Here is a 24,690-nt window from a genome sequence, read left to right as displayed (position 1 = left end):
CGAACTGGCCCTGTGCCACCACTACCGGATCCGCCACAGTGAGTTCCTGTCCTGGGACAGCGACGACCGGGACAAGGCGATCTGGTTCCACCTGCGCGAACAGGCGCGCTGCGGTTCGTGCGGCACGCGCGGGGAGGAGTGGGACGAGGAACGGGGCGGGGACCGGCGCGCCTACGTGGCCGATCTGAAGCGCTGCCCCGGCTGCGAGCAGATCGAACAGCGCCAGGCGGCGCTCTCCCGGGACAACAAACTCGGGAAGGGGGTCCACATCGTCCTGAAACGCAACGCTCAGGACTGAACCACAGGCCGGGGCCGGTCACCAGAAGCAACGGTGACCGGCCCCGGCCTTTCTCACTTCACCAAGGAAAGGGGAAGAAGTGCCACTGTCCACCGACGAAATCAGAAGATGGGACGAGGCCCTACGCCAGGCCACCGGATCCGCCCAGCAGCTCGCGGGCGCTTTGGAGGGGATCAAGCAGTCCGCCGGTTCGGTCACCGAAGGCCTGTCATCGGTCACCGCGGCAAATCAGGAACTGGCCTCCGGCCTGAAGACGGTACAGGACTCGGCGAGCCAGACCGGCGCCGAGATCTCGACCATCGGGACCCAGCACACCGAGCTCACCACCCTGTTCACGGAGAACGGCAAGAAACAGCAGGAGTCTCTGGAACAGATCGCCGAGAACACCAAGAAGACCCAGAAGTCGCTCGCCGAGGAGTCCGCCAAGTCGGTGGGAACCATCACGAAAGAGTTCGTCGCCCTGGGCGCCCTGTTCGGGGCCGACGGCACGGGCCCCTTCGCTCAACTGGCCACGCAGTTCTCCACGGCGGCCATTTCGGTGGCAACCCTGGGTGAGGAGTTCAAGAAACTCCAGAAAGCGGATGCGCACACCCAAGCCCTCCAAGCGACCGGGAAAAACGCCTCGCAGATGGGGAAGAGCACAAGACGGGCAGGTGAGTCGACCGGGATGCTCACCGGCGCACTCGCACTGGGCGCCGCGGCTTTCGGTCCCTGGGGGCTCGCGGCGGCCGGGGTCATCGCTGTCGGTGGCATGGTGATCCAGCATTTCCAGAAGGCCGCAGCGGAGGCGGAGGAGTTCAAGGAAGCCCTCCGGTTCGAAGGAGGCATGGGTGAGAACTCCATCAGCCACCTCGCCGAGCGAATGCGCACGGACGACATCCCTTCCCTCCTGAACGAGGCCGGCGTCAGCACCCAGACCTTCACCCAGGCGGTGGCCGGGCAAACCGAAGCGACCAACAAGCTGAACCAGATGCAGGAGGAGAACTCAGACCGCCTCATGGAGGTGGAGGAACTTCTCCACACCTCCACGGATCTGACCTGGGAGCAGCGGGAAGCGCTGCTAGCCGAGGCTGACACCCTGGTCGAGAAGGGAGCTGCGCTCGGCCAGCTGTCCCAACGACAGAGCGAGTACTCCGAGGACATCAGGGAAGGCACGGCCGAGGGCCGGGAGTACCACGAGCTGTTCGACAACCTCACCGAGGCCACCTCCGACAATGCTGCTGCGACCGGAGACATGACCACCGAGCAGCAGAGGCTCACAGACGAGTTCAACGAATCCAAAAAGGCCGCTGACGACCTTCGCAACTCACTCGACCAACTGACCGGTGGGACCGTCGACGCGATGCGGGCCGAGGCTAATTACCATGACTCGCTTCGCTCAGCGACGGCCGCCATCCATGACAACCGCGGTGAAACTGACCTGTCCACCAAGAGCGGCAACGACCTGCTCAAGGAGATGGAAGGGCTACGCAGCTCGACCATCGACTACATGGTCTCCCAGCGGGAGCAGGGCCGGACCACGAGTGATCTGGTCAAGGAGTACGAGGACCAGCGTGACGAACTGATCGAGCTCATGGGCCAGTATCACGACACCGAGGAGGAGGCCGCCGACTACGTCGACACCATCATGGGGACCCCGGAGGAGATCGAGACCCGCATCCGCGCCACCGGCACCGGCTCATGGGATGTCAGCACTCCCAGCGACAACATCAGCTTGATGGCCACCGGCGGCGCCGTCATCGGCCCCGGAACCGGGACCAGTGACGACATCCCCGCCTTGCTCTCCAACGGTGAGCATGTGCTCACCGCCAAGGAGGTCCAGCAGGCCGGTGGCCAGGCCGGGGTCTACCGGCTGCGGTCCGCGATCCGCCAGGGTTACGTGGGCTTCGCCAGCGGCGGGGCCGTCGGTGACCACGACCCGCAGCGGTTCGCCAGGGGCGGCGCGGTCCGCAGTCAGGCGGCCCACGCCATCTCCGAACACACCGAGGACACCAGGATCGGTATCCAGAACCTGCACCAGTCGGTGATCGCGGGCATCGGCAACTACTTCGGTTCCCTGTTCAAGCGGCTCTTCAACAGCGGCGGTCCCGTGGTCGCGGCGGCCCGGACCCAGCTCGGTGTCCCCTATTCCTGGGGCGGCGGCGGGATCAGCGGGCCCTCCCTGGGCTTCGGGCGGGGCGCGAACACCCGCGGTTTCGACTGCTCCAGCCTCATGCAGTACGCCTGGTACCAGGGAGCGGGGGTTCGCATCCCGCGGGTCACCTACGACCAGATCAACACCGGCCGTGCCATCAGCAGGGGCTCCGAGGCCCCCGGCGACCTCGTGTTCCCGCACCGCGGGCACGTCGCCATGGTCACCAAGCCCGGCCAGCTAATCCACGCCCCCTACACCGGGGCCTCGGTCTCGCACCGCGCCATGTACCCGAGCCCGCTCGCGATCCGTCGGCCGAGCCGGCTGTTCGACAGCGGCGGGATCTGGGGCAGCGGCACCGTCGGGGTCAACGAGTCCGGGCACCCCGAGCGGGTCCTCTCGCCCCGGCAGACCCGTGCCTTCGAGCACCTGGTGGACGGGGTGCTCAGCGGCCACCGCGTACCGGTCTCCCCCGGCGCGCACGCCACCGCCGACCGGCCCCTGGTCGGCACCGTCAACGTCAACCACGTGCCCGGCTACTCGACGCCCCGTGACGTGGTCCGCGCCCTGGACCACGCCCGGCGGACGGCCCGACTGGCCCGGCCCAGGTAAGGAGGCACACCCATGCCCATCGTCTACCTACCGCCCGTCCCACCGCCGCCACCGCCGAAGACCTGGCCCCGGATCGAGGCCCCGCCCGCCAAGCGCCTGGTGTGGATCGCCCCGGACGGCACCCGGCTGGACCTGACCTCGGACCCCTACCGCTCACTCACCGGGCGCGGCGGCTTCGGGCTGCCCGAACAGGAGATCACCACCGACCGCTTCGGCAACGGTGAGGGACTGCTCCGCGACATCCGGGTCGCACCCCGGGTGCTCACCGTCCCCCTGCTGGTCATCGGCACCGACCAGGAACGCTACCTGCGGGCCCACCGGAGCCTCCAGCGGGCCCTGCGGCACCGCACCCCCTCCGGGATCCGACCCGGCCGCCTCCGGGTGGAACTGCCCGACGGCTCAGCGCGGGAGATCTCCTGCTACTACCAGGGCGGCCTGGACGCCGCCGAGGACGAACTGGACGACCTGTCCGCCTGCGCTCAGGCCTACCCCAACCTGGAGTTCCATGCCCCGGACCCCTACTTCGAGGGCCCCGAGCAGGTCGTCTCCTGGCGGGTGGAGAACGACCCCCGCGCCTTCTACCCGATCTATCCGATCACCCTGGGCACCAGCCAGGTCGGCGAGGCCACCGTCATCACCAACCCCGGCGACGCCCCCGCGCACCCCGTGTGGACACTCGTGGGTCCGGGACGGCCGGTGGTCACGAACACGGAGACCGGGGCCGAGTGGGCCTTCGAGCGCGCACTCGAACCCGGCCAACGGGTGACCGTGGACTGCCGTCCGGTCGCGTCCGCACCCGACAGCGGGCTGACCGCCGTGGACGGCGACGGAGAGGACTGGTGGCCGCACCTGGCGGAGTGGCCGCACCTGTTCCCCCTGGAACCCGGTGAGAACCGGCTCCGGGTCGGGCTCGCCGACGCCACCGCCGAATCCACCGTCCGGGTGGCCTTCCGCCCCCGCTACCAGGCGGGGTGGTGAGCCGTGAGCCTGGAACGGCTGCGGGTGTACGCCCGCGATCCCGATCTGGTGAACCGGGGGCCGCTCCCCTGGCAGAACGTGACCCTCGACCTCCTCTGGTCGGGGGTTTCGTCGTTCTCCCTCACCTGCGCCGCCAGCGACCGGGTCCGCGAGCGGATCGCCCCCGGCTGGGGAGTGATCGTCACCCTGGACGACCGCATCCTGCTCACCGGCCAGATCGAGGAGAGCGGCCCCCGCGAGTGGTCCGCCGACACCGGTGACCTGGCCGGGGAGGGCACCGTCAGCGTGTCCGGCGCGGACGACCTCGCGGTGGTGGCGGGAGAACTCGCCTACCCCGACCCGCGACTGACCGCGGCCGACCAGGGCGAGGGCTCCGACCGCCGTTCGGGCGCGGCCGAGACCGTGGTCAAGGGGTTCGTCTCGGCCAATATCGGGGACTCCCGCACCACCGCCCGCAGGGGCGCGGCCCGCACCCGCGAGGTGGAGGTCGCCCCCGACCTGGGCCGGGGTGCGCAGGTCACCCACTCGGCCCGGTTCGAACCCCTGATGGAGGTGGTCCGGGCCTGCTCCGGCGGGCTCGGCGCGCGTGTGACCCAGCAGGGTGACCGGCTGGTCTTCGACGTGGTCGAGCCCGTGGACCGCAGCGCCTCCGCCCGGTTCTCCCGGGAACTCGGCAACCTGCGCTCGATGCGCTGGCAGCGAGCCATGCCCACCTCGACCCACGTGGTGGTGCTGGCCGAGGACGAGGAGGAGAACACCCTCGTCCGCGAGTACGGCGACACCGGGGCCGCCGAGGAGTGGCGGATGACCAGCCGGTCCCTGCACTCGGCCAACCGGGTGGAGGAGGCCGACGAACTCGACGCGGCGGGGGCCGCACAGCTGGCCGACGCCCGCCGGGCCCCCGTTCTGGAGGCCCAGCTGGTGGACACCGCCCGCTGCGCCTTCGGCCGCGACTACTTCCTCGGCGACACCGTCGCCCTGGAACCCGTGCCCGGGGTGCGCTTCACCGACCCGGTCACCGAGGTACGGATCTCGGCCGACGCCGGAAGCGGCGAGCTGGAGATCACCCCCGCCATCGGCGGTCCCCCCGGGGACTCCGCCGACGACACAGAACAGGAGCGGCTGCTCCGGCGCGCCCTGCGCCGCATCGCCGCTCTGGAAAGGAAGGCCTGACCATGTCGTTCTACTCGTTCCCGTTCGACCTCACCCCCGAGGGCGAACCCCAGCAGGTCCAGGAGGGCAGGTTCCGCAAGCTGCTGCGGGCCGCGGTCCCCTCGGGGGTCGTCCTCCAGCCCGGCGGCGGCCCCGACCTGCGGGTGCTGCGCACCAGCGACGGCGACGCCGCGGTCTCCCCCGGTTTCGCCGTCGTGGAGGGCTACGGCGTGGAGGTCGACGACCTCGTGCCCCTGGAGGTGTCGCTGAACACCGCCAGCGGCGCCCGGATCGACCGGGCCGTGCTCCGGCTGGACCGGAGCGGCCGCACGGTAAGCCCGCACGTCATCGAGGGCACACCGGCCACCGGCTCGGGCACCCCCCAAACCCCTTCCCTGACCCGGACCGACACCGTGTGGGACCTGCCCCTGGCCCGCTGGACCCGCGGCCCGCTGGGCGGTGCGATCGGCACCATCACCGACGAACGCCAGTTCTCTGCCTCGGCTGGCGCGGTCGCCGCCGCCTCGGACAACCGCCACTCGGCGCTCCAGGTGGGCGGACTGTCCTGGGAGACCGACTCGCGCCGCCTGACCGTCTTCGACGGCAGCACCCACCAGACCCTGGTGGACGCCAACTACCCGAGCGCCTGGCGGCCGATCCCTCTGCGGTCCGGATACGAGCGAGGAAGCGGCGGTTTCCCGCCCTCCTGGCGCTGGTTGAAGCCAGGGCTCGTCCAACTGAGCGGAACGATCAGCCGGGTCAACGGCAGCCCCCTGCCGCACACCGAGTACTACGCGCGTATGCCGGAGGAAGCCCGTCCCGCTGGTTACACACGTGCTGCGGTCGCCTGCGAGTCACGGGGCGCGGTCGCCATCATGCGACTCGACATCAGCAGCACCCATCCCACCACCACCCACCCGGGCCGAATCATCGGCTACCTGGGGCACGAGGCCCGTTGGGTCGCCCTGGACAACTTCATCTACCCGACCCGGTGAACGCGGCACTCGCACATGCCCTGTGACCCGACTACCGAACACGTATCAGCCAAGGAGAGAAATCACCATGCCCACGATCGGAACTCGCGAGGACGCGAGTGAACGCTGTCGAAGAACAGCCGTCCAGGGTGTCATCGCCGTAGCACTCGTCGCAGGCGCCGGGGCAGCAGCCTCCGTCCTGGGCCAGGGAAACCCCGTCAACCCGGCCGTCCTGGGTTCGGCGGCCGTGACCGCCGCGTTGACAGCGGTGGGGGCCTACGCCCAGCGCCGTCTGGAAACTGTGCTCGGCCACCGATACGGGCAGGGAGAGGAAGAGCTGTGAGGCACTGGTTCGGCGGGGCGGTCCCCGATTTCGTCGTCACACCCGGCCACCAGGTGGACAGTGAGAGCGGCGGCTTCGGACACCTGGCCCTGCTCTCCCCCAATGTGTCCCTCTGGGTCTATGACGTCGGAAGCGGGGAACGTGTGACAGACCTTCAGGATGCTCATGGTGAACCCATGAGCGAGGTCCTCAGCGGCTCGTACGGAGAGCTGCCTCGCTTCCGAGGACCGGAGGGGACTCGCCAGGTACTGGCCGGGCAGGCTCCTTCGTCCGGCGCCCCGGAGAACGACGACGGCCAGGACGAGCAGACGCTTCGCTTCATCCTGACCACCACTGATCTGGCCGACCTCCTGGCCCAGGCTGAGCAGCGGATCACCGAGTTGGAGGAGCTCGTCTCGGACGGGCGTTGACCCGGACCGGGCGAAAACACCACATGACCTCCGCAGCGTGACGAAGCATCCCAGAGAGCACAACGATGCTCCACACCGCGGGTTCGGATGAACAAGAGAACGGGGCCGACGGAACAGTGTTCCGTCGGCCCCGTTCTCTTTGTCTCCGGCCCGGAGGCTTATTGGGTGTGTCAAGTTAAGGGCTCTGTCCCCATTTCGGTGGTGACGTTCAGTGAGCTCACTGCAGGAGGATGCGGTGGCGGAGCAACGGGAACCCGGCTCGCCCGTACATCTGGCGTTTGAGCAGCTTCGACCTGGTGTTCACACCCTCCGTGCCTCCGTTGTGGAAGGGCAGGGTCAGGGCCGCGTCGACCGCGGCCCGGTCCTGGTCCAGGCCGCGGGTGAAGGCGTGAAGGTGCGGCAGATCGTCCTCACCAACTCCGGCAATCCACCCGGTCAGGGCCTCGGCGTTGCCCGGGGCAGGTGCCAGGAGCTGGGCGAAGCCGCTGATGTGGTCGCCAAGCCGGGCCATCTCCGGGCAGGCCCCGGTCAGCTCGGCGAGAGTCTGGCTCTCCTCGGGTGTGAGCCGGTTGGGGTGGGCCAGGAGCAGCGCGCTGAAGGCCTTGGGTGAGATCGCTTCCCGGTCGCTGTCGAGTCGACCCTGGTTGATGTACTTGTAGAGCAGGTTGAGGCTGCCCTCATAGCCGAGTCGGCTGATCTCGCCGAAGAGCCGTTGCACGGGCACGGCCGGGTTCTCCTCCTTTCGTTTGCGTAGGTAGTCGCGGTAGGGGTCGACCAGGCCAGCGCGGTACTGCGGGGCTTGGCGCAGCCGGTCGGGCTCGCCGATGCGGGCGTAGCGCTTGATGGTGTTCAAGGACAGGTTGAGTCGGCGGGCGCACTCCATCAGCCCCACGCCCTGGTCGAGCAGGTCGTGGATGTGGTGCCAGCGCTCGAGGGTGGACTCCTGACGGTCCAGCTTCTGGAGGGGAGGTCCGGCCTTGGCCCAGCAGGTGCTGTGGGAGGCGACGTCTTTGCGCACCGCCTCGGACAGGTTGTGCCACAGGTGCCAGCGGTCGGCGACCTGCACAGCGTCGGGCAATGCTCGGCGGACGGCCTCGGCGTAGGCGGCGAACCCGTCGCGCACCACGACCTCGATCCCAGGACGGTCGCGCAGCCAAGTTTCCAAGGTGTCGGCGGTGCGGTCGGGCAGGACCTCGATACGGGCGTTGGTGGTCGTGTCAGTGAGCACGGTGGCATACCGGCGGCCTTTGCGTAGCGCGAAGTCGTCCACCCCCAGTACACGGGGCACCGGATGCCTGGGAAGGGGCAGGCGCATCAGGGTCCGTAGCGCGGTGTTCTTCGAGACCGGTGCGGCCAGGGCCTTGAGCAGCCGGGCGCCGGCCCGGCCTGCCAGCTCCCGCGCTACCGCGCCGATCTGGGTGGCCAGACGGGGCGTGCGCCGCTGGTAGCGGACCAGGACGCCGGGGAGCTGTTCCCGAAACGTTTGGCGGGGGCAACCGCGGGTTGAGCACACCAAACGTCGTATGCGCACCGTGACGTGCACGTTCTTGCCGTCGACGGGGGTGTCGGTGAGGGTGCGCTGGTGGTAGGCGTGCACCTTGACGGAGGGGGTGCCGCAGACCGGGCAAGGAGACGGCTGGTCGGGGGTGCGGGTCCGCAGCCCGATGGTGGGTCCGTCGTCGATGGCCTCGATGATCAGGGGCAGCAGGCCGGAGAAGACGATCTTCAGGAGTTCTTTAACGTCACACGCCACCGAGCGTGACAGGTTGATGCCCTACGTCACCACCGGAATGGGGACAGAGCCCCTACCTTTACACTCCCGGCTTATTCATAAGCCTCGAAGTATCGAGTGAAGAAGTACAGGCCGATGATCACGGACAGGGCCTCGCTGAACTTGGCCAGCGGAGCGCGGTAGCGGGTCTGGAGCATGCGCCAGTTCTTCAGATGGGCAACGGCCCTCTCCGCGGCGGCTCGGAAGCTGTTGATCACGGTGTTGTTGGCCTCCTGCTCCGGGGAGAGCTCGCCGCCCGGGGGTTTCCGGGCGGGTGAGATGTCCACGTGGCCCTGGTAGCCCTTGTCGCTCAAGGTGCTGTCCAGATCGGCGATAGGGGCGGCCAGGCCGCCGGCCTCCAAGGCGTGGGCGTCGTGGCGTGATTCGGGTACGGGCACGGGGCCGACGGCGGCGATGTCGCCCGAGGGTGTGCAGGCGATCTGGAGGTTGAAGCCGGTGGTGTGGTGTTTTCCTGAGTACATGTCCTCGGCTGTTTTCCAGTCCAAGGTGGGGGCGAGGGTGCCGTCGACTAGGACGGTCGAGCCACCTAGGGTTGCGGCCGGGGCGGGGACCAGGTCGGCCAGGGCGGCGGCGATGAGGGGGCGGAGCAGGTCCCAGCGGCGGCTGACGGTGGCCTGGGAGACATCGAAGAGGGCTCCGGCCAGGTCCTGGGTGAGGTTGTGTCGGTGCAGGGACACGACGAGGGCGACGGAGGCGTACAGACCGATCGCTGCGGGTCTGCCGCCGGGACGGGTGAGCGGGCCCAGTTGGTGGTGGACGCGGGCGGTGAGCTCGGTGAGTTGTTCGGGTGACAGTCCGGTTATACGCTGCAGGTCCAACGGCTTCTTTGCGGGTCTGGTTCGGTCTCTCAATCCCAGATTTCAGCGGAGAAGCCGTTGCTGTGTGCACAGAACGCGAAAACTCACCGCATCCACAGGATGGGTCCTTTCATCGGATGATCGGATTTCCTTTTTTGTGGAGCTTGTGAATAAGCCTCCCGGTGTCTCCGATCGCTTCGAGCCGTCCTTCGCGGGCGGCCCGAACCGCCACCGGGACGTCTCGCCGGGTGCTTCCCGGGCATTCCCAGGGATGGCCCCGCCCGTTTCCCAAACACTCACCGGATTCCCCGACCCTTACCCCGGGCCCATCCTGAAACCGTCCCGAGCCTGCTCCGGACAACAGAAAACGGGAGCGGAGTGCGTGTCGCACCCCGCCCCCGGTGGTCAGGAATCGTGGTCAGCCAACTCTTGTCTGCGTCGTTCGGCGCGTTCTCGGGCCTGCTCCAAACGGGCCTTCTTCTCCTCCTCAGCCCGACGCACCCTCGGATCAGCCGGATGCGGCTGACCCGTGGTCGCATGCACCATGTCGGCCATCAAATAATGAGACAGCGTCCAACCGTCCCCACCCAATGCCGTGGCAGCCGCCGACTCGGAGGGCAAATACCGAAGCAATACAGCCAAACGCCGCAAACTCAACCGGCCCCGCCAGAAATCGGCCAGTTCGATCCGGTAATAACGGGCAAGATCGGCCTCCACCGCACCAGGATGTTCCCGGAGTAGGCGGAGGAGGCGCGCTATTCCCCCGCAGACTCGAAACCGTAGGCGGTGGCCACCTGCTCAGCCAGGGTGTTCAGGTCACTGAGGGTGGCGCCGGCCTCCTTCAGCCGCGCCCACTGCTCAGGACCCAGCAAGCTACGCAGCGCAGCCACGATCTTGCCCTCCTCAAAACCCTCCAAGGCAGCCAACGGCCACTGATCAGAGGAAGCCGGCAGCAGATACTCGGACCCGTGCAGGGTCAGCTTCTTCGGGGCTTCCGAGGCGGTGGCCTCGGCCTGGACAGCCTCCACAGCGGTGTTCTCGGTCATCACGCGGTTCCTCTCATGCAACGATCGTTCGTCTTCACAGCGCGGTTCGGGAAAGCAAGGGCCGGGCCGGGTGAACCGCGCGAACCCCGGCCCGGCCGGTCAGAGGAAAAACAGGGAAAAGGAAAGGCCCCATCCCCCAATGGGGCAGGACCATCAGAGCGGGCTAGTTACCAACGCCACCGGAGTTGGCGCGGCCCTTGTAGGTGTAGAAGAGAGTGGACTTACCGTCCTCGTCAGCATCGGTCGGGAAGATCGACACCGTGATCTCACGCTTGGCGATCTCAGTCGCGTTCTCCGTCGACTCACCACGCTCAGCCACCTGCGCGTAGTTCGCCGACACCGTCCGCTTGACCAGATCACCCGTCCGCGTCTCGAACGCGATCATGAACCGCGCCTGCAGATCCGGCACATGGATCCGACCCTCGTAACCACCCTCACCGTCGAAATCCACACCATGACCCGGATACATCAGGTCATACACCGTCTTGTTGTCCTCGAACGGCAGGAACTTGCGGGTCACCTTGAAGTTGTTGTGCGTCGAAGCCACCAGCACACCACCCCAGGCGTACAGGTCCTCCGACTCAGCCTCCACCGTCTCGGTGAAACCCTCCTCACCATCGAGCAGACCCACCTGCTCCCACTCCGCACCGAACGGACGACCCTCCTGCGGAATCTCCGAACCCACCGGAGCGATGAACACATCCGCATACGCCCACACACTCGCGTTAGCCGTATTACCCATACTGAGAAACCCTTTCTCTGATGATCTTCGTGATCTCTTCTTGCACCATCCGCGAACACAACCCGCAGATACAGGAAAAGCCCGACTCGTGCCGGGCTCATTCTTGGATACTCACTCGTTTCCCCACCCGGGAGGGAGGGGCGCGGCCAGCCCGCATATCGGAAGCGGGAAAATGGTGACCGCCTGATCAGACCAGGTCGCCGGGGTCCGTCACTGGATGGGGGGAAGCGTCGTCCAGCCCTCCGGAGCCGCGCAGATCGTTGCCGTAGCGCACGACCTGCGTGCAGGTGTTGGTGATGGACAGCCCTTCCGCGTCGCTGACCACACGATTGCCGGTACAGGTGAAACCTGAGGCACCAGAGCTGACACGCACTCCGTACTGGCCGGCCTCGCCGATCTGGTTGCCGTCAGCCCGGATCCGCTCGCCGCCCTGGACGTGCAGTCCGTTGCGGCCGATCCTCCTCATGGAGTTCGCGGACACCACCGTGTCATCGGCGCCGACCAGGTACAGGCCGGTACTCCCTGTATCCAGGAAGGTGTTCGAACTGACAGATGACGCTGCCGAGTCGTCGACCCGAATGGCCGACAGAGATGTCCCGGTCAGCAGGTTGGCCACGCACGTCAGTCCACGCAAGCGTCGCCCCTGAAACCCGTACGAAGTACTGCCGTTGACGGTGTTACCGGTAAGAGTGACGTTGTCGATCCAGCCCCCGTTCGGGTACCCATCGAACCGCACCGCCGCGTGGGAACCGGTCCCGGTGAAGGTGTTCCCACTGATGGCGATGTCCGAGACCGCCTGTGATCGGCCTGTCGGATCGCCCCACCCGGGTGGCCGGGTGTCGTTCGGCTTGGTGTCGATGATCGCGGCCACGGCAACCCCACCCGAGCAGTCCAGGAAGGTGTTGCCCTGAACCGTCACCCGGTCCCAGACGTAGGCGTGCACCCCCTCCCGGGTGCAGTCCTCGAAGTGGCAGCCCAGGATCCGCACGTCACTGTGGGTGCGGCCCAGGGTGGCGGCGTGGGAGCCGATCCCGCGCGGCCAGGGGCCGACCCCCGGAGTGTCGGATCCGGTGAAGGAACAGCCGGAGAACGTCACGTCGGCGCAGGGGGTGTCGTCGTAGGGCCCGAACTCCCCGAAGTAGGCGCTGGCCTTGGCCAGGTCCAGCTGGACCCCCTCCGTGAAGGAGCGGCTGCCCTCCGGGTCGGCGACGCCGGCACAGCGCAGGTTCACCACCCGGGCGTGCCGGACCGCGTTGAGTTCGAGCGCGTGGTAACCGGGGACGTCGCGGATCACCGTGTCGCGCACGGTGATCCCGGTGGCGTGCCCGAAGGAGAGGATGTTGTTGTACCTGGGCACCCCGACCGCGTTGCCGTCCCACACACCCCCTTCCACCAGGATGTTCCCGTGCCCGCCGTAGCCGGGCAGGTTCTGGTCCCGGTCTCCGTTGGTGAGCAGGGTGCGTCCCCCGTCGCGGCGCACGACCGCGTCCGGGGCCAGCACCAGCCGGGTGTTCCGGTAGATCCGCAACGGCGGGTTCCGCACCGAGTAGGTCCCTCCCGGCAGGTAGACGGTTCCCCCGCCATTGTCCCGCACGTGGGACAGGGCGGCCTGGAGGGCCGCCGTGTCGTCGCTGGTCCCGTCACCGACGGCACCGAAGGAGCGCACGTCGTGAACCCCGGTGAGCACACTTTCCGAGGGCATGAAGTGCGCGGGCAGCCTCCCGTCCTCGTCGAGCCGGGCCAGACTGCCGGGCCGGGTCAGGGGCCCTCGCCGCTGGGACGAGGTGTAGGTGGCCCGTACCTTCCTGCGCAGACCGGCCCACTCAGTGGCCAGGTCGGGTGGGTAGCTGGGTAGCGGCATCAGTCCGTGCCCTCCGTTCCGGGTGCGGTGTCGGTGGGTTCCTCGAAGATCAGCGTCGCCGTGTCCTGTCCCTGGCCGCGGGTGGCCGGGGTGATCTCCACCCCGATCACCCGCCAGCTGTTCGAGAAGGTGGGGCGCCCGTTGACCAGCGGAAACCAGTCGTTGACCAGGGTGAGCCGGGCCCGGTCCCCCAGGTGGTCCGGGGTGAACGTGCTCTGCTCGTCCAGTCGGACCGTCACCTGCGGGAACCGCACCGCGCCCGAGGAACGGCGGGCCCACCAGCGGGCGTGGTCGTCCAGGGTGTCCCGGTCGGTGACCCCCGGAGCGTCCACCGTGCGGTCCAGGAGCGGCCAGCCGTTCTCGGCGAAGCGGGGGTCGGCCCAGATCCGCGACAGGACCTGCTCCGCCTCCTCCTCGGGGTCGGTTTCGGGCGCGTCTCCGCGAGCCTGCCAGGAGGTCGCCGTGTCCGTGGCGTCGGCCGGGTAACTCCAGCCCAGGACGTTGCCGGGCTGGGTGAACACGTGCTCGGTCTGGGTACTTCCCAGCCGCTGCGCGACCACGAACTCACGGATCCGTTCGCCCCCGCGCACCACCGTGCGCACCATCCACTCGGGCCCCTCCTCGTGTGAGGACAGGTCCTCCAGGGCGTCCCCGTAGGTGAGTGCCTCCGAGGCGAGGTAGACGGCGTCGCGCGTAACCCCGGAGTTCCGGGCGTCTGCGGGGACCAGGCCGATCGGCCGGGACGCCTCCATCCGCTGAACCAGGGTGCGCGCGATCCGCAGCTGGTCGACACCTGCGAAGCTGGTGTCGGAGCGGATCTCGCGGTGGTGCAGGTAGCTCTCCAGGGAGGCGCCGTTCAGGTCCACGGTGACCCTGCCCTGGGCGTCGGCCTTGGGTTCGGCGGACCAGATCAGGTAGGTGCCCCAGATCCGGTCGCCCCGCCAGACGTGCACGACGGTGCGTCCCGGCCCGCTGGTCAGGTCGTTGTCCCGGCGACCGGCCACCTTGGCGACCTTGTCGGCCACCTCGGGGCTGGTGACCGGGACCGAACCGCTGAACGCGCCCGCCTGGCAGATCCTGCGGTCGAAGCGGACCCCGCCGAGGTCGAGTTCGGCGATGGGGCGGTCGGTGACCAGGTCGCAGAACTGGTAGCGGTAGAAGGACATGTCAGGTCCCCACCGCAAGCCAATGAACCCAGTTACTCGTGGTGTTGGTTCTGGCCACCATGAGGTCGAACCCATGCACCCTGGAGTTCGCGTGGGTCGCCTCCATCACAGTGCCCGGAACCGCTGAAAGTACCGTCAGCATGATGGTCGGCGTCTCCCGAAAGTACCCTTCGGGGAAGTCCACACGTGCCTGCCCCCTCCAATAGGCGGTGGAGTAGACGGCGTTGTTCGCCTGCGTGTCCGGGGTGATGTACTCACGACCAAAAAGTATCTTCGGCACCCCGAGCGGCTCGTAACGGTTGTCCAGGGCCGCGTCGGCCGCGGGGCCGGCAACCGGACGCCAGTCCCCCGCGTCCCGGATATACAGGTCACGGGTGGCACCGACGTGCACGATGGTGCCGTCGCGGACGTCGTCCATCCGGTTGCGGGCAGACACGCTCGGCACGCTGACCACGCCGCCCGCCGAGGAGGTGTAGTCGCGCAGGTCCCGGATGTTGCTGGGGAGTGAAGCGCCCGGCTGGCTGGGCCAGCTGATCCCGTCGGTGCCCGTGCTGGCACCCTGGGACACGATGATCTCGAACAGGGGGAGGTAGGTCTCGTCCTCCTCGGGGTCGATCACCCGGATCTCGGCCAGTACCTCGTCGGAGTCGTCGTAGAGGTCGTCCTTGACCACGACGCCGACCACATCGGTGCGGCTGCCCGAGGTGGGGCCGTCCTCCAGTCGGATGTCGACGTCCTCGGTGCTGACCACCAGGTAGCTGCCCTGGAGCGGGGAAGAACGACCGGTCACGGCCGCGGAGAAGGGTCTGATGGTCGCCGTCATCCCGAAACCGCTCAGGTCCGCGGCTCCGGAAGCGTACATGAGGCCGCCGCGCCGATGCAGGGGCCAGGGGTCGTCGGCCGCCCCGAGCAGCGAGCCGATGAGCAGTCGGTGGTCCTCCGCCGAGGTCTCCCCGGAGCGGAGGGCGAGGGTACGAATGGACATGGTTCTCCTTCGGTGATGGTGTTCGTGGATGCGGGGTCGGGACGCGCTCCCAGATGATCGGGGCGCGGGACCGGATCAGATGTGGGCGTCGTTCCAGACGATGCTGGCGCCCGCGCCGTGCCCCGAGGTCTCGGGGCGGAAGTGGACCGGGTTGGAGCCGGGCTCCAGGGTCCAGTGCTCGGGCGGGACCGACGCGGTGCTCAGGGTGTGGAAACCGTCGTTGCTGTTGACGGTGACCGTGCCCCGCTCGCAGTCGATGACCAGGGTGTCGGTCTCGGCCAGGGCCAGATGGAACTCCAGGGTCCGGCCGGTGTTCCGGTTGATCAGCCGGGGGCGGGTACACGGTCCGGTGATCGTGACGACCGGATGGCTGGCGGTGTCGCCGCCGTTGGTGAGGACCGCCGACCCTCCCCGCGCCGGTTCTCCGTAGTCGAGCGGGTACTCCAGCGGATACTCCAGGCCGTCATCGCTGGGGCGGGGCGCGTTGATCTGGGTGGCCCGGCCGCGCCCGTACCTGCGGGGATCGGGGCAGGTCCACTGCACGACCACGGTGGGCCGGGCCGCCTGGTATCCGGGGCCGCCTGGGATGGACCTGGCGCTGACCTGCCCGTAGGAGGTGAGCGTCTGCCCGCCGACCCGGATGGTGAGCGGGTGCTGCCGGGCGTCCCCGGGCAGGGTCAGGGCCCGGCGCAACGGGGTGAGCACGGCGGACATCGCTTGGAGGTTCCGTGCACTGGTCAGCACCCCGGTGGCGGTGACGAACCGCTGTCCCACCAGGGCCCGGCCGGGCCAGGCTCCGTGGCGTGAGGGGCGCTCGACGTTCCCGCTCTCCACCTCGGGTAGGTCGTCCCAGCCCTGGAGGTCGACCAGGGCCAGGTCACGGCCGTCGAACAGCAGGCGTTCGCGCCAGCGGATCTGGCCTTCGGTCAGGTCACTCATCACATACCTCTCGATCGCATCAGGAACATCAGTCGCTCCCCCACCTCGTGCGGGGACATCCGTTCGGTCGCCTCGAAGTGCTCGATGTGCACCGCGGGGGTGCCCGGAGAGAAGGGGGATGTCGACCGGGAGACCGCGTGGCGACGGACCTCCGGGGAGGGCGGGACGATGCGGCTGCTGATCTCGCCGGTGACGTTCCCGAGCTGTCCGCGCAGGTTGGGCAGCTTGTCGTCGATGCCGCCCATCAGGCCGTCCATGATCATCCGGCCCGCCGGGGTCAACAGGCGCCGGTCCACCCGGCGCGGGCCCTTCCAGTCCGGGATCATGTTGGTGACCTTGGAGAACTGGCCCTTCAGCGAACCGATCATGTTCTTCACACCGTCGATCAGACCGGTGATGATGTTCTTACCGGCCTGGAGAAGGATGGTCTTGGCGTTGGAGAACGCCTCCCTCACCTTGTTCGGGATCTCCCGGACCGTGGTCATCAGACCGTCGATCCGGTCCCGCACCCGGTCGCGCATGGCCGAGAACGCCTCCACCGCCCGATCACGGGCACCCGTGAAGGTGCTCACGATCCGCTCCCGGATCGCGGTCACGATCGCCACCGCCCGATCACGCAGAGCGCTCACGATCGCCACGACCCGCTCCCGAATCGCCGTGAAGATCTCCTGAGCACGCGTCCGCACCGCCGTGAAGATCTCCACCACCCGGTCACGGAACGAGGCGACCCGGTCCACCACCCACTGGACCGCCGAACCCACCAGAGCCAGGATCGAGTCCCAGGCCCCCGAGATCAGGTCCGTCACCCACGTCCAAGCGGCCTCGACCGCCGAAGTGATGGAGTCCCAGATCCCGGTCAGGAAGTCGGCGATCCCCTGCGCCACCCCGGTGATCGTCTCGATGATCGAGTCCCACACCTGAGTGGTCTTCTCCACCAGCCAGTCCCAGACCTGCCCGATGACCTCCTTGATCTCGTCCCAGTAGGTGAACAGGATCACGAACGGGTGGTGCGCGATGATCGCCTTGATCCACTCCCAGGCGGTCTCGATCAGACCGACCAGACCGTCCCAGAACTCCTGGGCCTTCTCCTTCAGCGCCTCCCACATCCCGGGAAGGGTCTCGGTGAAGAAGCTCATGACGTCCTCGGCGATGTCCTTGACGAAGGAGAACACCGCGTCCACGATCTCCCGGAACGTCTCGCTGTTGTTGTAGGCGTAGACCAGACCGGCGGCCAGAGCGGCCAGAGCGGTCACGATCAACCCGATCGGGTTGGCCCGCATCACCGTGTTCAGCACCTTCTGGGCGGCGGCCAGGCCCTTCTTGCCCACCGCGGCGACCTTGCTCGCCGCACCGGCCATCGTGAGGTTCCGGGAGAACCCCGAGGCGCTGGAGCCCGCCGAGCGGAAGCCGGAAGCCATGTTGCGCAAGGCGTCGGTTCCCGCGGAGAAGCCCTTGGAGACCACCGGACCGGCCGTGTCCACCAGCTTCCCGGCCAGGGCGCGGCCGATCTGCTCACCCGCGTCCGGCAGCGTGGCGCTCAGGGTCTCGCCCACCTGGGAGCCGAACTGCTGCACCGCCGGGGGCATGTTGGAGAGCCCCGACTCGATCATCTCGTTGGCCTTACTGGCCAACTGCTCGCCGCCCTGGCGACCGGCGTCGGCCGCGCCCTCGGTGACCTTGTCCACCAGGAGCTTTCCGGCCTTGCCCCCCAGGTTGTCCACGATGTCGGGCAGGGCGTCCAGGCCATCACCGATCAGGCCCACCGCGGTGTCGCTGAGTTTGGAACCCAGCTCGGAGCCACCGCTGAGCCCGATCGAGGGCATCTCACCCTTGAACAGACTGCCCATGGTGGAGGCGACCCCGTCGATGATCCCCGGCAGGCCCTCCACACCGCTCTCGATCAGGGACACCGCACCGTCAGCGACCTTGGAGCCCAGCTCCTCACCGGCCTTGGCCCCGTACCCGGGCAGGGTCTCACTAAGGAAGTCCCCCGCCCGCTGCCCCAGAGCCTGAACCGAAGGAGGCATCCCCGCCAGGCCCTGCGTGATCAGGTCATTGGCACCATCAGCCAGCTTAGTACCCAGCTCACGACCCGCGTCGGCACCGGCCTCAGGCAGCTTCTCCTGCAGAATCTGACCCGCCTGGTCCCCCAGGCTCGAGACCACACCGGGCAACTGCTGCATCCCCGACTCGAAGAGCCCGGTGGCAGCGCTGCTCAACCGCGATCCCAGCTCCTGCCCGGCCTGTGACCCGGCCTGGGGCAGGGTGGTGGTCAGGAAGTTCGCCGCCTGGGAAGCGGCCTCCGAACCCGCCTGGGGCAACGTGGTCGTCAGGAAGTCAGCCGCCTGGGATGCGGCACCGCTCGCGGCTGAGGGAAGTTCGTCGAACATCGCCTGCACGCTCGGTGAGACACCGTTGATCAGCGTCGATCCCAGCTCGGCGCCTACCCGTTCGCCCGCCCCCACGATCGAGGAGCTCAGCGTGGACCCGACTCGATCGCCCAGGGCCTGTACCGCGGGCGGGGTGCCTGATAACGCCGAGGAGATCTGCCCGGTCACCGCGTTCGCGAACTGTGTACTGACCTCGTTGCCCGCTTGCTGACCCACCTTGGGCAACGTGGCCAGGTCCTTCTCCACCTCCTTCCGAATCTGGTTACCGATGCTCTGAAACTCGGGGATCAGATCAACGCGCACGGAAACAGCATTGGACATCACTCACCTCTTCTTCGTAGTGGAAACAGCTCTGGAGACTGGTCCTCTGGAGCGTCAAGGCGAACAGGATCACCGACGACCGCGGCCCGGAAGACGGCGAGGGTGCGAGGTGCCCCGCACCCCGCACCCTCAGCTCCCGTCCTGGTCCATCAGCATCGAGCGGCGTCGTTCGGCGCGTTCTCGGGCCTGCTCCAAACGGGCCTTCTTCTCCTCCTCAGCCCGACGCACCCTCGGATCAGCCGGATGCGGCTGACCCGTGGTCGCATGCACCATGTCGGCCATCAAATAATGAGACAGCGTCCAACCGTCCCCACCCAATGCCGTGGCAGCCGCCGACTCGGAGGGCAAATACCGAAGCAATACAGCCAAACGCCGCAAACTCAACCGGCCCCGCCAGAAATCGGCCAGTTCGATCCGGTAATAACGGGCAAGATCGGCCTCCACCGCACCAGGATGTTCCCGGAGTAGGCGGAGGAGGCGCGCTATTCCCCCGCAGACTCGAAACCGTAGGCGGTGGCCACCTGCTCAGCCAGGGTGTTCAGGTCACTGAGGGTGGCGCCGGCCTCCTTCAGCCGCGCCCACTGCTCAGGACCCAGCAAGCTACGCAGCGCAGCCACGATCTTGCCCTCCTCAAAACCCTCCAAGGCAGCCAACGGCCACTGATCAGAGGAAGCCGGCAGCAGATACTCGGACCCGTGCAGGGTCAGCTTCTTCGGGGCTTCCGAGGCGGTGGCCTCGGCCTGGACAGCCTCCACAGCGGTGTTCTCGGTCATCACGCGGTTCCTCTCATGCAACGATCGTTCGTCTTCACAGCGCGGTTCGGGAAAGCAAGGGCCGGGCCGGGTGAACCGCGCGAACCCCGGCCCGGCCGGTCAGAGGAAAAACAGGGAAAAAGGAAAGGCCCCATCCCCCAATGGGGCAGGACCATCAGAGCGGGCTAGTTACCAACGCCACCGGAGTTGGCGCGGCCCTTGTAGGTGTAGAAGAGAGTGGACTTACCGTCCTCGTCAGCATCGGTCGGGAAGATCGACACCGTGATCTCACGCTTGGCGATCTCAGTCGCGTTCTCCGTCGACTCACCACGCTCAGCCACCTGCGCGTAGTTCGCCGACACCGTCCGCTTGACCAGATCACCCGTCCGCGTCTCGAACGCGATCATGAACCGCGCCTGCAGATCCGGCACATGGATCCGACCCTCGTAACCACCCTCACCGTCGAAATCCACACCATGACCCGGATACATCAGGTCATACACCGTCTTGTTGTCCTCGAACGGCAGGAACTTGCGGGTCACCTTGAAGTTGTTGTGCGTCGAAGCCACCAGCACACCACCCCAGGCGTACAGGTCCTCCGACTCAGCCTCCACCGTCTCGGTGAAACCCTCCTCACCATCGAGCAGACCCACCTGCTCCCACTCCGCACCGAACGGACGACCCTCCTGCGGAATCTCCGAACCCACCGGAGCGATGAACACATCCGCATACGCCCACACACTCGCGTTAGCCGTATTACCCATACTGAGAAACCCTTCTAAAAACTGTCTGCTTGTTGACAACCCGCGGCCGTTCGGCCCCGGGGGTTCTGGGGACCGGGCGGCTCAGCCGGACCCGGTCGGGCGCTGGGTGACCAGCACCGCGAAGGAGGAGTGAGGCTCGGGGACCTCCGGATCGAACCCGGGAACGACCCCCTCCACCTGACGGACCGAGACGATCTCGGCATCGCCCGCTGCGTGTGGCGCCTCGGGCCCCGGAGTACTTCGGGGCCCCTAAAAACACAGAAGCCCGACTGCAGTCGGGCTTTCAACACATCCGGGATCCGGTCACGGCGCCCTTCGGCCGCCGTTCCCCACCCCTCGAAGGGGCGCTGGGTCAGCTCTTGTCGGCCAGCTCGGCGACCTCTCCGCGGAGCTGCTGCACCTCCTCCAGCAGTTCCGCGAGAGTCGACCTGTTCTCGAAGGCGTAACGGGTGCCGCGCCGCCACTCGGTCTGCACCTGCACGTCGGTGTCGGTGACGAAGCTGCGCACGGTCCGGGTGTGGACAGCGTGGGCAATGCGGTTGATGTCCTCGGTGCTCAGGGCCACGTCGTTATCCTCGTTGTCGATTGTGCTGGGCATTCCGGCCATGACCCAGGAGCGCAGGTCCGCGCCGGGGCACTCGGTCGCCTGCCCCGGCAGGCCGCTGTGCCAGGTCTGGGCGAGGCTGCGCCCCGCACGGAAGTTGGCCTCGTGGTAGAGGAGTCGCATCGACTCCTTGGCGGCGTCGGTGGCGTCGCCCTCCGAGCCGATGAAACAAACGCCGATGTGGCTGGTGTTGTGCGGGGCCGCGTGCGCCCCCACCACCAGCCACCCTCGTCCCTCGAAGACGGTCCCGTCCCGATTCACGAGGAAGTTGTAACCGACGTCGGACCACCCCCTGTCGTCCATGTGGAAGTCCTGGATCTGACCTGGGGTCTGGGTCGGCGGTCCCGCCGAGTAGTGCACGGCAAAGCCGGTGCGGTCCGCCCAGGCCACGGTGGTCCGGTCTGTCGGCGGCCGGGCACCCCAGCCTGACCGGCCGATGATGGTCAGCATCAGAAAGATGCCTCCTTCGTCTCAAAAGAAAAAGGCGCCGTTGGCGCCTTGGTGGTGCTCCAAAGATCTACTACCGACCTTCACCTCACCCCTCTGCCAGCTCTGCGCCGACAAGTCCTGGAAACAAAGAAACCCGACACGAATGTCGGGTTTGGGCACAACTGTGGTGCACAGGAAAAGCGTGCCACAGATGAGGGGGGAACGCAACCCCCAGCCGAGAGCAGCAAGGGAGCGCCGCCCTCACGCTCAGCGGCCGGACGGGCTCAGGACCTCCACCAGGGAAGCGGGTACGCACCCTCCGGAACACCCTTGGGGATCGGCTTGACGTGGGAGGGGACTCGAAGTTCGGCCGCTTCCCACACCGCGCCCAGACGCTGGTCCCACTCGTCGGTGAAGTGGTCGTAGGCTCCCACCCAGGCGTTCACCTCACCGACCTTGGGGCCGTCGTCGGTGTAGAAGGTATCCACTCGGGTGAAGGCGTAGGGGGAGGCAGAGGAGACCCGTCGAGCGACGTCGGCCAGTTCCTCCTTCTTCTCGGGCAGGACCAGGTCCGTGTTGGTCTTCTTGACGTGCTTGCCGGTCTCCACAGGATTCCAGTCGGCGTCGTACCACCGGTAACTGGCCAGAGTGCCCGAACGGCCTGGCCGACCCTGACGTTGCAGCACGAGGGCGATGTCCCCCTGAAAGGCATAGAACTTCAGGTCGTCCGGAACTTTGCCGTCAGCGATGAGCGGTTCCTCCAGCAGCCAGACGTCGGGGAACCCGCGCTTGTCCAGAGCATCACGTCCACGCGCCAGGATCTCGTCAAAGGTCCAGGTCCGCTTGGCGATCGAGTCGTACCACCCCTTCTTCACCGGCTTGAGGACCATGACGCCGACCGCACTGCACCCGTCGAGGGGCTTGACGACGACGGGTTTCTTCAAGTGCTGCGGCACGAGCTTGTCAATCCCGTTCAGCACGCCGTACACCTTGGCGTGCGAGACGCCAATACGATCCAGGAACACATATGCACCCAGCTTGGTGGAGACCCGGTAGTAATCAGAATCCGGGTTCAACTCCATCTTCTGCAAGAATTCCCTGGACTTATAAGAAAAGGAAGGAGGGCTTCTATGATATCCGAGCGTGGCCTGCGTCGGATACCTTTCGACATCGATCATGCGCATCCCTGAATCCTACTGGAAACCAGATCCTCCATTCGTAACACTTCAGCCTCCTTTCACGTGCCGGTTCCACCTCACCAGCCGCCGCGACCAGCCAGGGGCCTGCCTCGGGAAGACCCCGGGGCGCCCCGGCCCATGTCCCAAAGTCGAGTAAGATTTGCGAGGGGCGCGTCAGCGCGCCACATGCAGGAGCGCAAGGCCCAACGCTGGGAACCCTTCAAGGCCACCGACATGGCCCTGCCCACGATAATTCAGCCGTATCGGCGCGATCCCCCTAGCACATCGGTTGCCGTAACGTCTTAGCGCCGAATCGGCGCTGTCATGACAGCAGGGCCATCGGCTCGGTCACGACCGAAGCCGTGCAGAATGGAGATTTTTTTCGTGGAGACAAGCGGCCGGAACCCGGGTTCCGCAGTTGACGGAGACAGAACCCCGCCCAGGGTGAAGCGCAACGACTACGGATCCCTGTCCGTGCCCTCACTCGGCACCTGGGAACCACAGCTGAGTGTCAGCGTGGTGATCCCCGCACACGGGCATCCCGACAAGCTGGAACTGGTTCTGGCTTCTCTGGCCGCCCAGAGCTACCCCTCCCACCTGATGGAGACCATCGTGGTGGATGACGGGAGCGATCCGCCCCTGACCCTTCCCGAGATCTGCCCCGAGAACACTCGGATCATCGCCCCGGACCCCAGCGGGTGGGGATCGCCCAACGGCGTCAACAGCGGTGTCGCCGCGTCAGAGGGCGAGGTCATCTTGCGCCTGGACTCCGACATGCTGGTCTACCACGACCACGTCGAGTCGCAGATGCGCTGGCACCATGTGAGCGACCACCTCGTGGCCATGGGACACAAGCTCTTCGTGGACTACAAACCCGGATGCCGCTCAGCCGACGAGGTTTACAAGGCCGTGCTCGCCGGAGAGGCTGACAAGCTGTTCGACCGGGACAGCGCCGAGCCGCACTGGGTGGACAAGATGATCCTGCCCACGGACAACCTCCGTTCCTGCGACCACACGGCCTACCGCGTCTTCGTCGGAGCGACGGGGTCGTTGCGCCGAGCCCTGTTCGACGAGGCCGGCGGGTTGAACACCAAGCTGCTCTTGGGCGGTGACTCCGAGTTCGCCTACCGCGTCGCGCAGCACGGTGCCGTGTTCGTACCCGACCTCGACAGCAGCAGCTGGCACCTGGGGCGCTCCCAGATGCAGTCCCGGCAGGCCGACGGCAGACGCTACCGCATCCCGTACGTGGCCAACCTCGTGCCCGAGTTCGCCCCGCGCCGCAAGCTCCAGGGACGAGTGTGGGAGATCCCGTTCGTGGACGTCGTGCTCGACGCCCAGGGCACCTCCGCCGAAGAGGTGGATGCGGCGATCGTGCGCTTGCTCGCAGGGAGTGTCGACGACATCCGGATCACTCTCGTCGGGAATTGGCCGGAGGAGACCGGCGAGCGTCGGAACCTGCTCGACGACCCCTGCTTCGAGTCCCGGCTCGTACTGGAGAACTACCGCTGCGAACCTCGGGTACGTTTCCGGGAATCAGTTCCGGAGGTCGACCCCTACGTGCCCTTCCGGCTGCGGATGTCCGCCGGCTGCCGCCCCACCCGTGACGCCGTGGGGGCCCTGGTCAACCTCGCGAACGAGAAGAAGGTCGGCCTCGTCGAAATCGACTACTCGGACGGTGCGACCGCCCGCCTCGAACGGAACTCGGCCTTCGCCCGTGCCCTGCGCGTGGCTGAGGCGGGCGAGGACATCGACCAGGTCGTCGACGAGGTCCACGGGATCCTGCGGGTGGACGCCCGGGAACTCGGTCTGCGCACCGCCGGTACGGGGAACAAGCCGATCAAGGACTGGCACCTCCAGCTCACCGAGGCCAGAGAACAGGCCTCCGCGTACCGTGATCAGGCCCAAGCGCTGAAGAAGCGGTTGGCGGCCCGTTCCCCCAAGGGCATCGCGTCCCGGATGATCCGCCGGTTTGGTCAGCGAAGCTCCTCCGTGGGTTCGGACGAGTGAGCGCGACGGATCACTGAAG

23 protein-coding genes are annotated in these 24,690 nt (G+C 67.3%); 8 read left to right on the top strand and 15 right to left on the bottom strand.

What is annotated here, in order from left to right; all coding sequences use genetic code 11:
• Positions 1-175 precede the first annotated feature (175 nt).
• The 7 genes from NE857_RS34185 to NE857_RS05565 all read left to right on the top strand — a co-directional run bounded on the left by NE857_RS34185 (position 176) and on the right by NE857_RS05565 (position 6,898).
• Positions 176-298 carry a hypothetical protein gene (locus NE857_RS34185; protein WP_017584635.1) on the top strand — a complete coding sequence of 41 codons (123 nt, stop codon included), beginning with the start codon at positions 176-178 and terminating at the stop codon, positions 296-298.
• Positions 299-377: 79 nt separating this feature from the next.
• The gene (locus NE857_RS05590; RefSeq protein WP_254420063.1) at positions 378-3,041 is read left to right on the top strand and encodes an NlpC/P60 family protein; all 2,664 of its coding nucleotides are present in this window, start codon (positions 378-380) and stop codon (positions 3,039-3,041) included.
• A 12-nt stretch (positions 3,042-3,053) separates the two neighbouring features.
• Positions 3,054-4,019: a phage tail family protein gene (locus NE857_RS05585; protein WP_254420062.1), complete on the top strand. Its 966-nt coding sequence runs from the start codon at positions 3,054-3,056 to the stop codon at positions 4,017-4,019.
• A gap of 3 nt (positions 4,020-4,022) precedes the next feature.
• Positions 4,023-5,192, top strand: a complete 1,170-nt coding sequence (locus NE857_RS05580) for a Gp37-like protein (RefSeq protein WP_254420061.1) — start codon at positions 4,023-4,025, stop codon at positions 5,190-5,192.
• A 2-nt stretch (positions 5,193-5,194) separates the two neighbouring features.
• Positions 5,195-6,166: a hypothetical protein gene (locus NE857_RS05575; protein WP_254420060.1), complete on the top strand. Its 972-nt coding sequence runs from the start codon at positions 5,195-5,197 to the stop codon at positions 6,164-6,166.
• 67 nt (positions 6,167-6,233) lie between these two features.
• Positions 6,234-6,488, top strand: coding sequence for a hypothetical protein (locus NE857_RS05570; RefSeq protein WP_254420059.1), 255 nt, complete (start codon positions 6,234-6,236; stop codon positions 6,486-6,488).
• Positions 6,485-6,898, top strand: a complete 414-nt coding sequence (locus NE857_RS05565) for a hypothetical protein (protein ID WP_254420058.1) — start codon at positions 6,485-6,487, stop codon at positions 6,896-6,898. The genes NE857_RS05570 and NE857_RS05565 overlap by 4 nt, the downstream gene beginning before the upstream one ends.
• Positions 6,899-7,115: 217 nt before the next feature.
• Here NE857_RS05565 and NE857_RS05560 read toward each other — a convergent pair whose 3' ends face one another.
• From NE857_RS05560 to NE857_RS05490, 15 genes are all read right to left on the bottom strand, one after another.
• Entirely contained in the window at positions 7,116-8,651 is a 1,536-nt protein-coding gene (locus NE857_RS05560) for an ISL3 family transposase (protein ID WP_254418091.1), read from the bottom strand.
• A gap of 71 nt (positions 8,652-8,722) precedes the next feature.
• A complete protein-coding gene (locus tag NE857_RS05555; protein ID WP_254420057.1) occupies positions 8,723-9,508 on the bottom strand; it encodes a transposase in 786 nt (261 codons plus the stop codon).
• 384 nt (positions 9,509-9,892) lie between these two features.
• Positions 9,893-10,204 carry a hypothetical protein gene (locus tag NE857_RS05550; protein WP_254420056.1) on the bottom strand — a complete coding sequence of 104 codons (312 nt, stop codon included), beginning with the start codon at positions 10,202-10,204 and terminating at the stop codon, positions 9,893-9,895.
• Positions 10,205-10,242: 38 nt separating this feature from the next.
• Complete coding sequence (locus NE857_RS05545) at positions 10,243-10,533, bottom strand: hypothetical protein (protein WP_254420049.1); 291 nt, start codon at positions 10,531-10,533, stop codon at positions 10,243-10,245.
• 163 nt (positions 10,534-10,696) lie between these two features.
• Positions 10,697-11,233, bottom strand: coding sequence for a hypothetical protein (locus tag NE857_RS05540; RefSeq protein ID WP_254420048.1), 537 nt, complete (start codon positions 11,231-11,233; stop codon positions 10,697-10,699).
• Between the two features lie 229 nt (positions 11,234-11,462).
• On the bottom strand, positions 11,463-13,136 hold the full coding sequence (locus NE857_RS05535) for a right-handed parallel beta-helix repeat-containing protein (protein WP_254420055.1): 1,674 nt from the start codon (positions 13,134-13,136) through the stop codon (positions 11,463-11,465).
• Positions 13,136-14,302 (bottom strand): hypothetical protein, encoded by a 1,167-nt coding sequence (locus NE857_RS05530; RefSeq protein ID WP_254420054.1) that lies wholly within the window; start codon positions 14,300-14,302, stop codon positions 13,136-13,138. The genes NE857_RS05535 and NE857_RS05530 overlap by 1 nt, the downstream gene beginning before the upstream one ends.
• A 1-nt stretch (position 14,303) precedes the next feature.
• Positions 14,304-15,287, bottom strand: coding sequence for a hypothetical protein (locus NE857_RS05525; RefSeq protein WP_254420053.1), 984 nt, complete (start codon positions 15,285-15,287; stop codon positions 14,304-14,306).
• A 75-nt stretch (positions 15,288-15,362) separates the two neighbouring features.
• On the bottom strand, positions 15,363-16,226 hold the full coding sequence (locus NE857_RS05520) for a phage distal tail protein (protein WP_254420052.1): 864 nt from the start codon (positions 16,224-16,226) through the stop codon (positions 15,363-15,365).
• Positions 16,226-18,937 carry a phage tail protein gene (locus NE857_RS05515; RefSeq protein WP_254420051.1) on the bottom strand — a complete coding sequence of 904 codons (2,712 nt, stop codon included), beginning with the start codon at positions 18,935-18,937 and terminating at the stop codon, positions 16,226-16,228. The genes NE857_RS05520 and NE857_RS05515 overlap by 1 nt, the downstream gene beginning before the upstream one ends.
• Positions 18,938-19,066: 129 nt before the next feature.
• Entirely contained in the window at positions 19,067-19,381 is a 315-nt protein-coding gene (locus NE857_RS05510) for a hypothetical protein (RefSeq protein ID WP_254420050.1), read from the bottom strand.
• Positions 19,382-19,419: 38 nt separating this feature from the next.
• Entirely contained in the window at positions 19,420-19,710 is a 291-nt protein-coding gene (locus NE857_RS05505) for a hypothetical protein (protein WP_254420049.1), read from the bottom strand.
• Positions 19,711-19,874: 164 nt separating this feature from the next.
• Entirely contained in the window at positions 19,875-20,411 is a 537-nt protein-coding gene (locus NE857_RS05500) for a hypothetical protein (protein ID WP_254420048.1), read from the bottom strand.
• Positions 20,412-20,805: 394 nt separating this feature from the next.
• Positions 20,806-21,507 (bottom strand): N-acetylmuramoyl-L-alanine amidase, encoded by a 702-nt coding sequence (locus NE857_RS05495; RefSeq protein ID WP_254420047.1) that lies wholly within the window; start codon positions 21,505-21,507, stop codon positions 20,806-20,808.
• Between the two features lie 263 nt (positions 21,508-21,770).
• Positions 21,771-22,568, bottom strand: coding sequence for an ATP-grasp fold amidoligase family protein (locus tag NE857_RS05490; protein ID WP_254420046.1), 798 nt, complete (start codon positions 22,566-22,568; stop codon positions 21,771-21,773).
• A 540-nt stretch (positions 22,569-23,108) separates the two neighbouring features.
• On the opposite strand from NE857_RS05490, the gene NE857_RS05485 reads away from it, so the two are divergent.
• The gene (locus tag NE857_RS05485) at positions 23,109-24,671 is read left to right on the top strand and encodes a glycosyltransferase family 2 protein (RefSeq protein WP_254420045.1); all 1,563 of its coding nucleotides are present in this window, start codon (positions 23,109-23,111) and stop codon (positions 24,669-24,671) included.
• The last annotated feature ends 19 nt before the right edge of the window (positions 24,672-24,690 follow it).

Origin of the sequence: Nocardiopsis exhalans (genome assembly GCF_024134545.1) — a bacterium.
Classification (GTDB): Bacteria; Actinomycetota; Actinomycetes; order Streptosporangiales; family Streptosporangiaceae; genus Nocardiopsis; species Nocardiopsis exhalans.
Note: the sequence above shows the minus strand (reverse complement) of the source record. Positions and strands in the feature narration are given on the sequence as shown.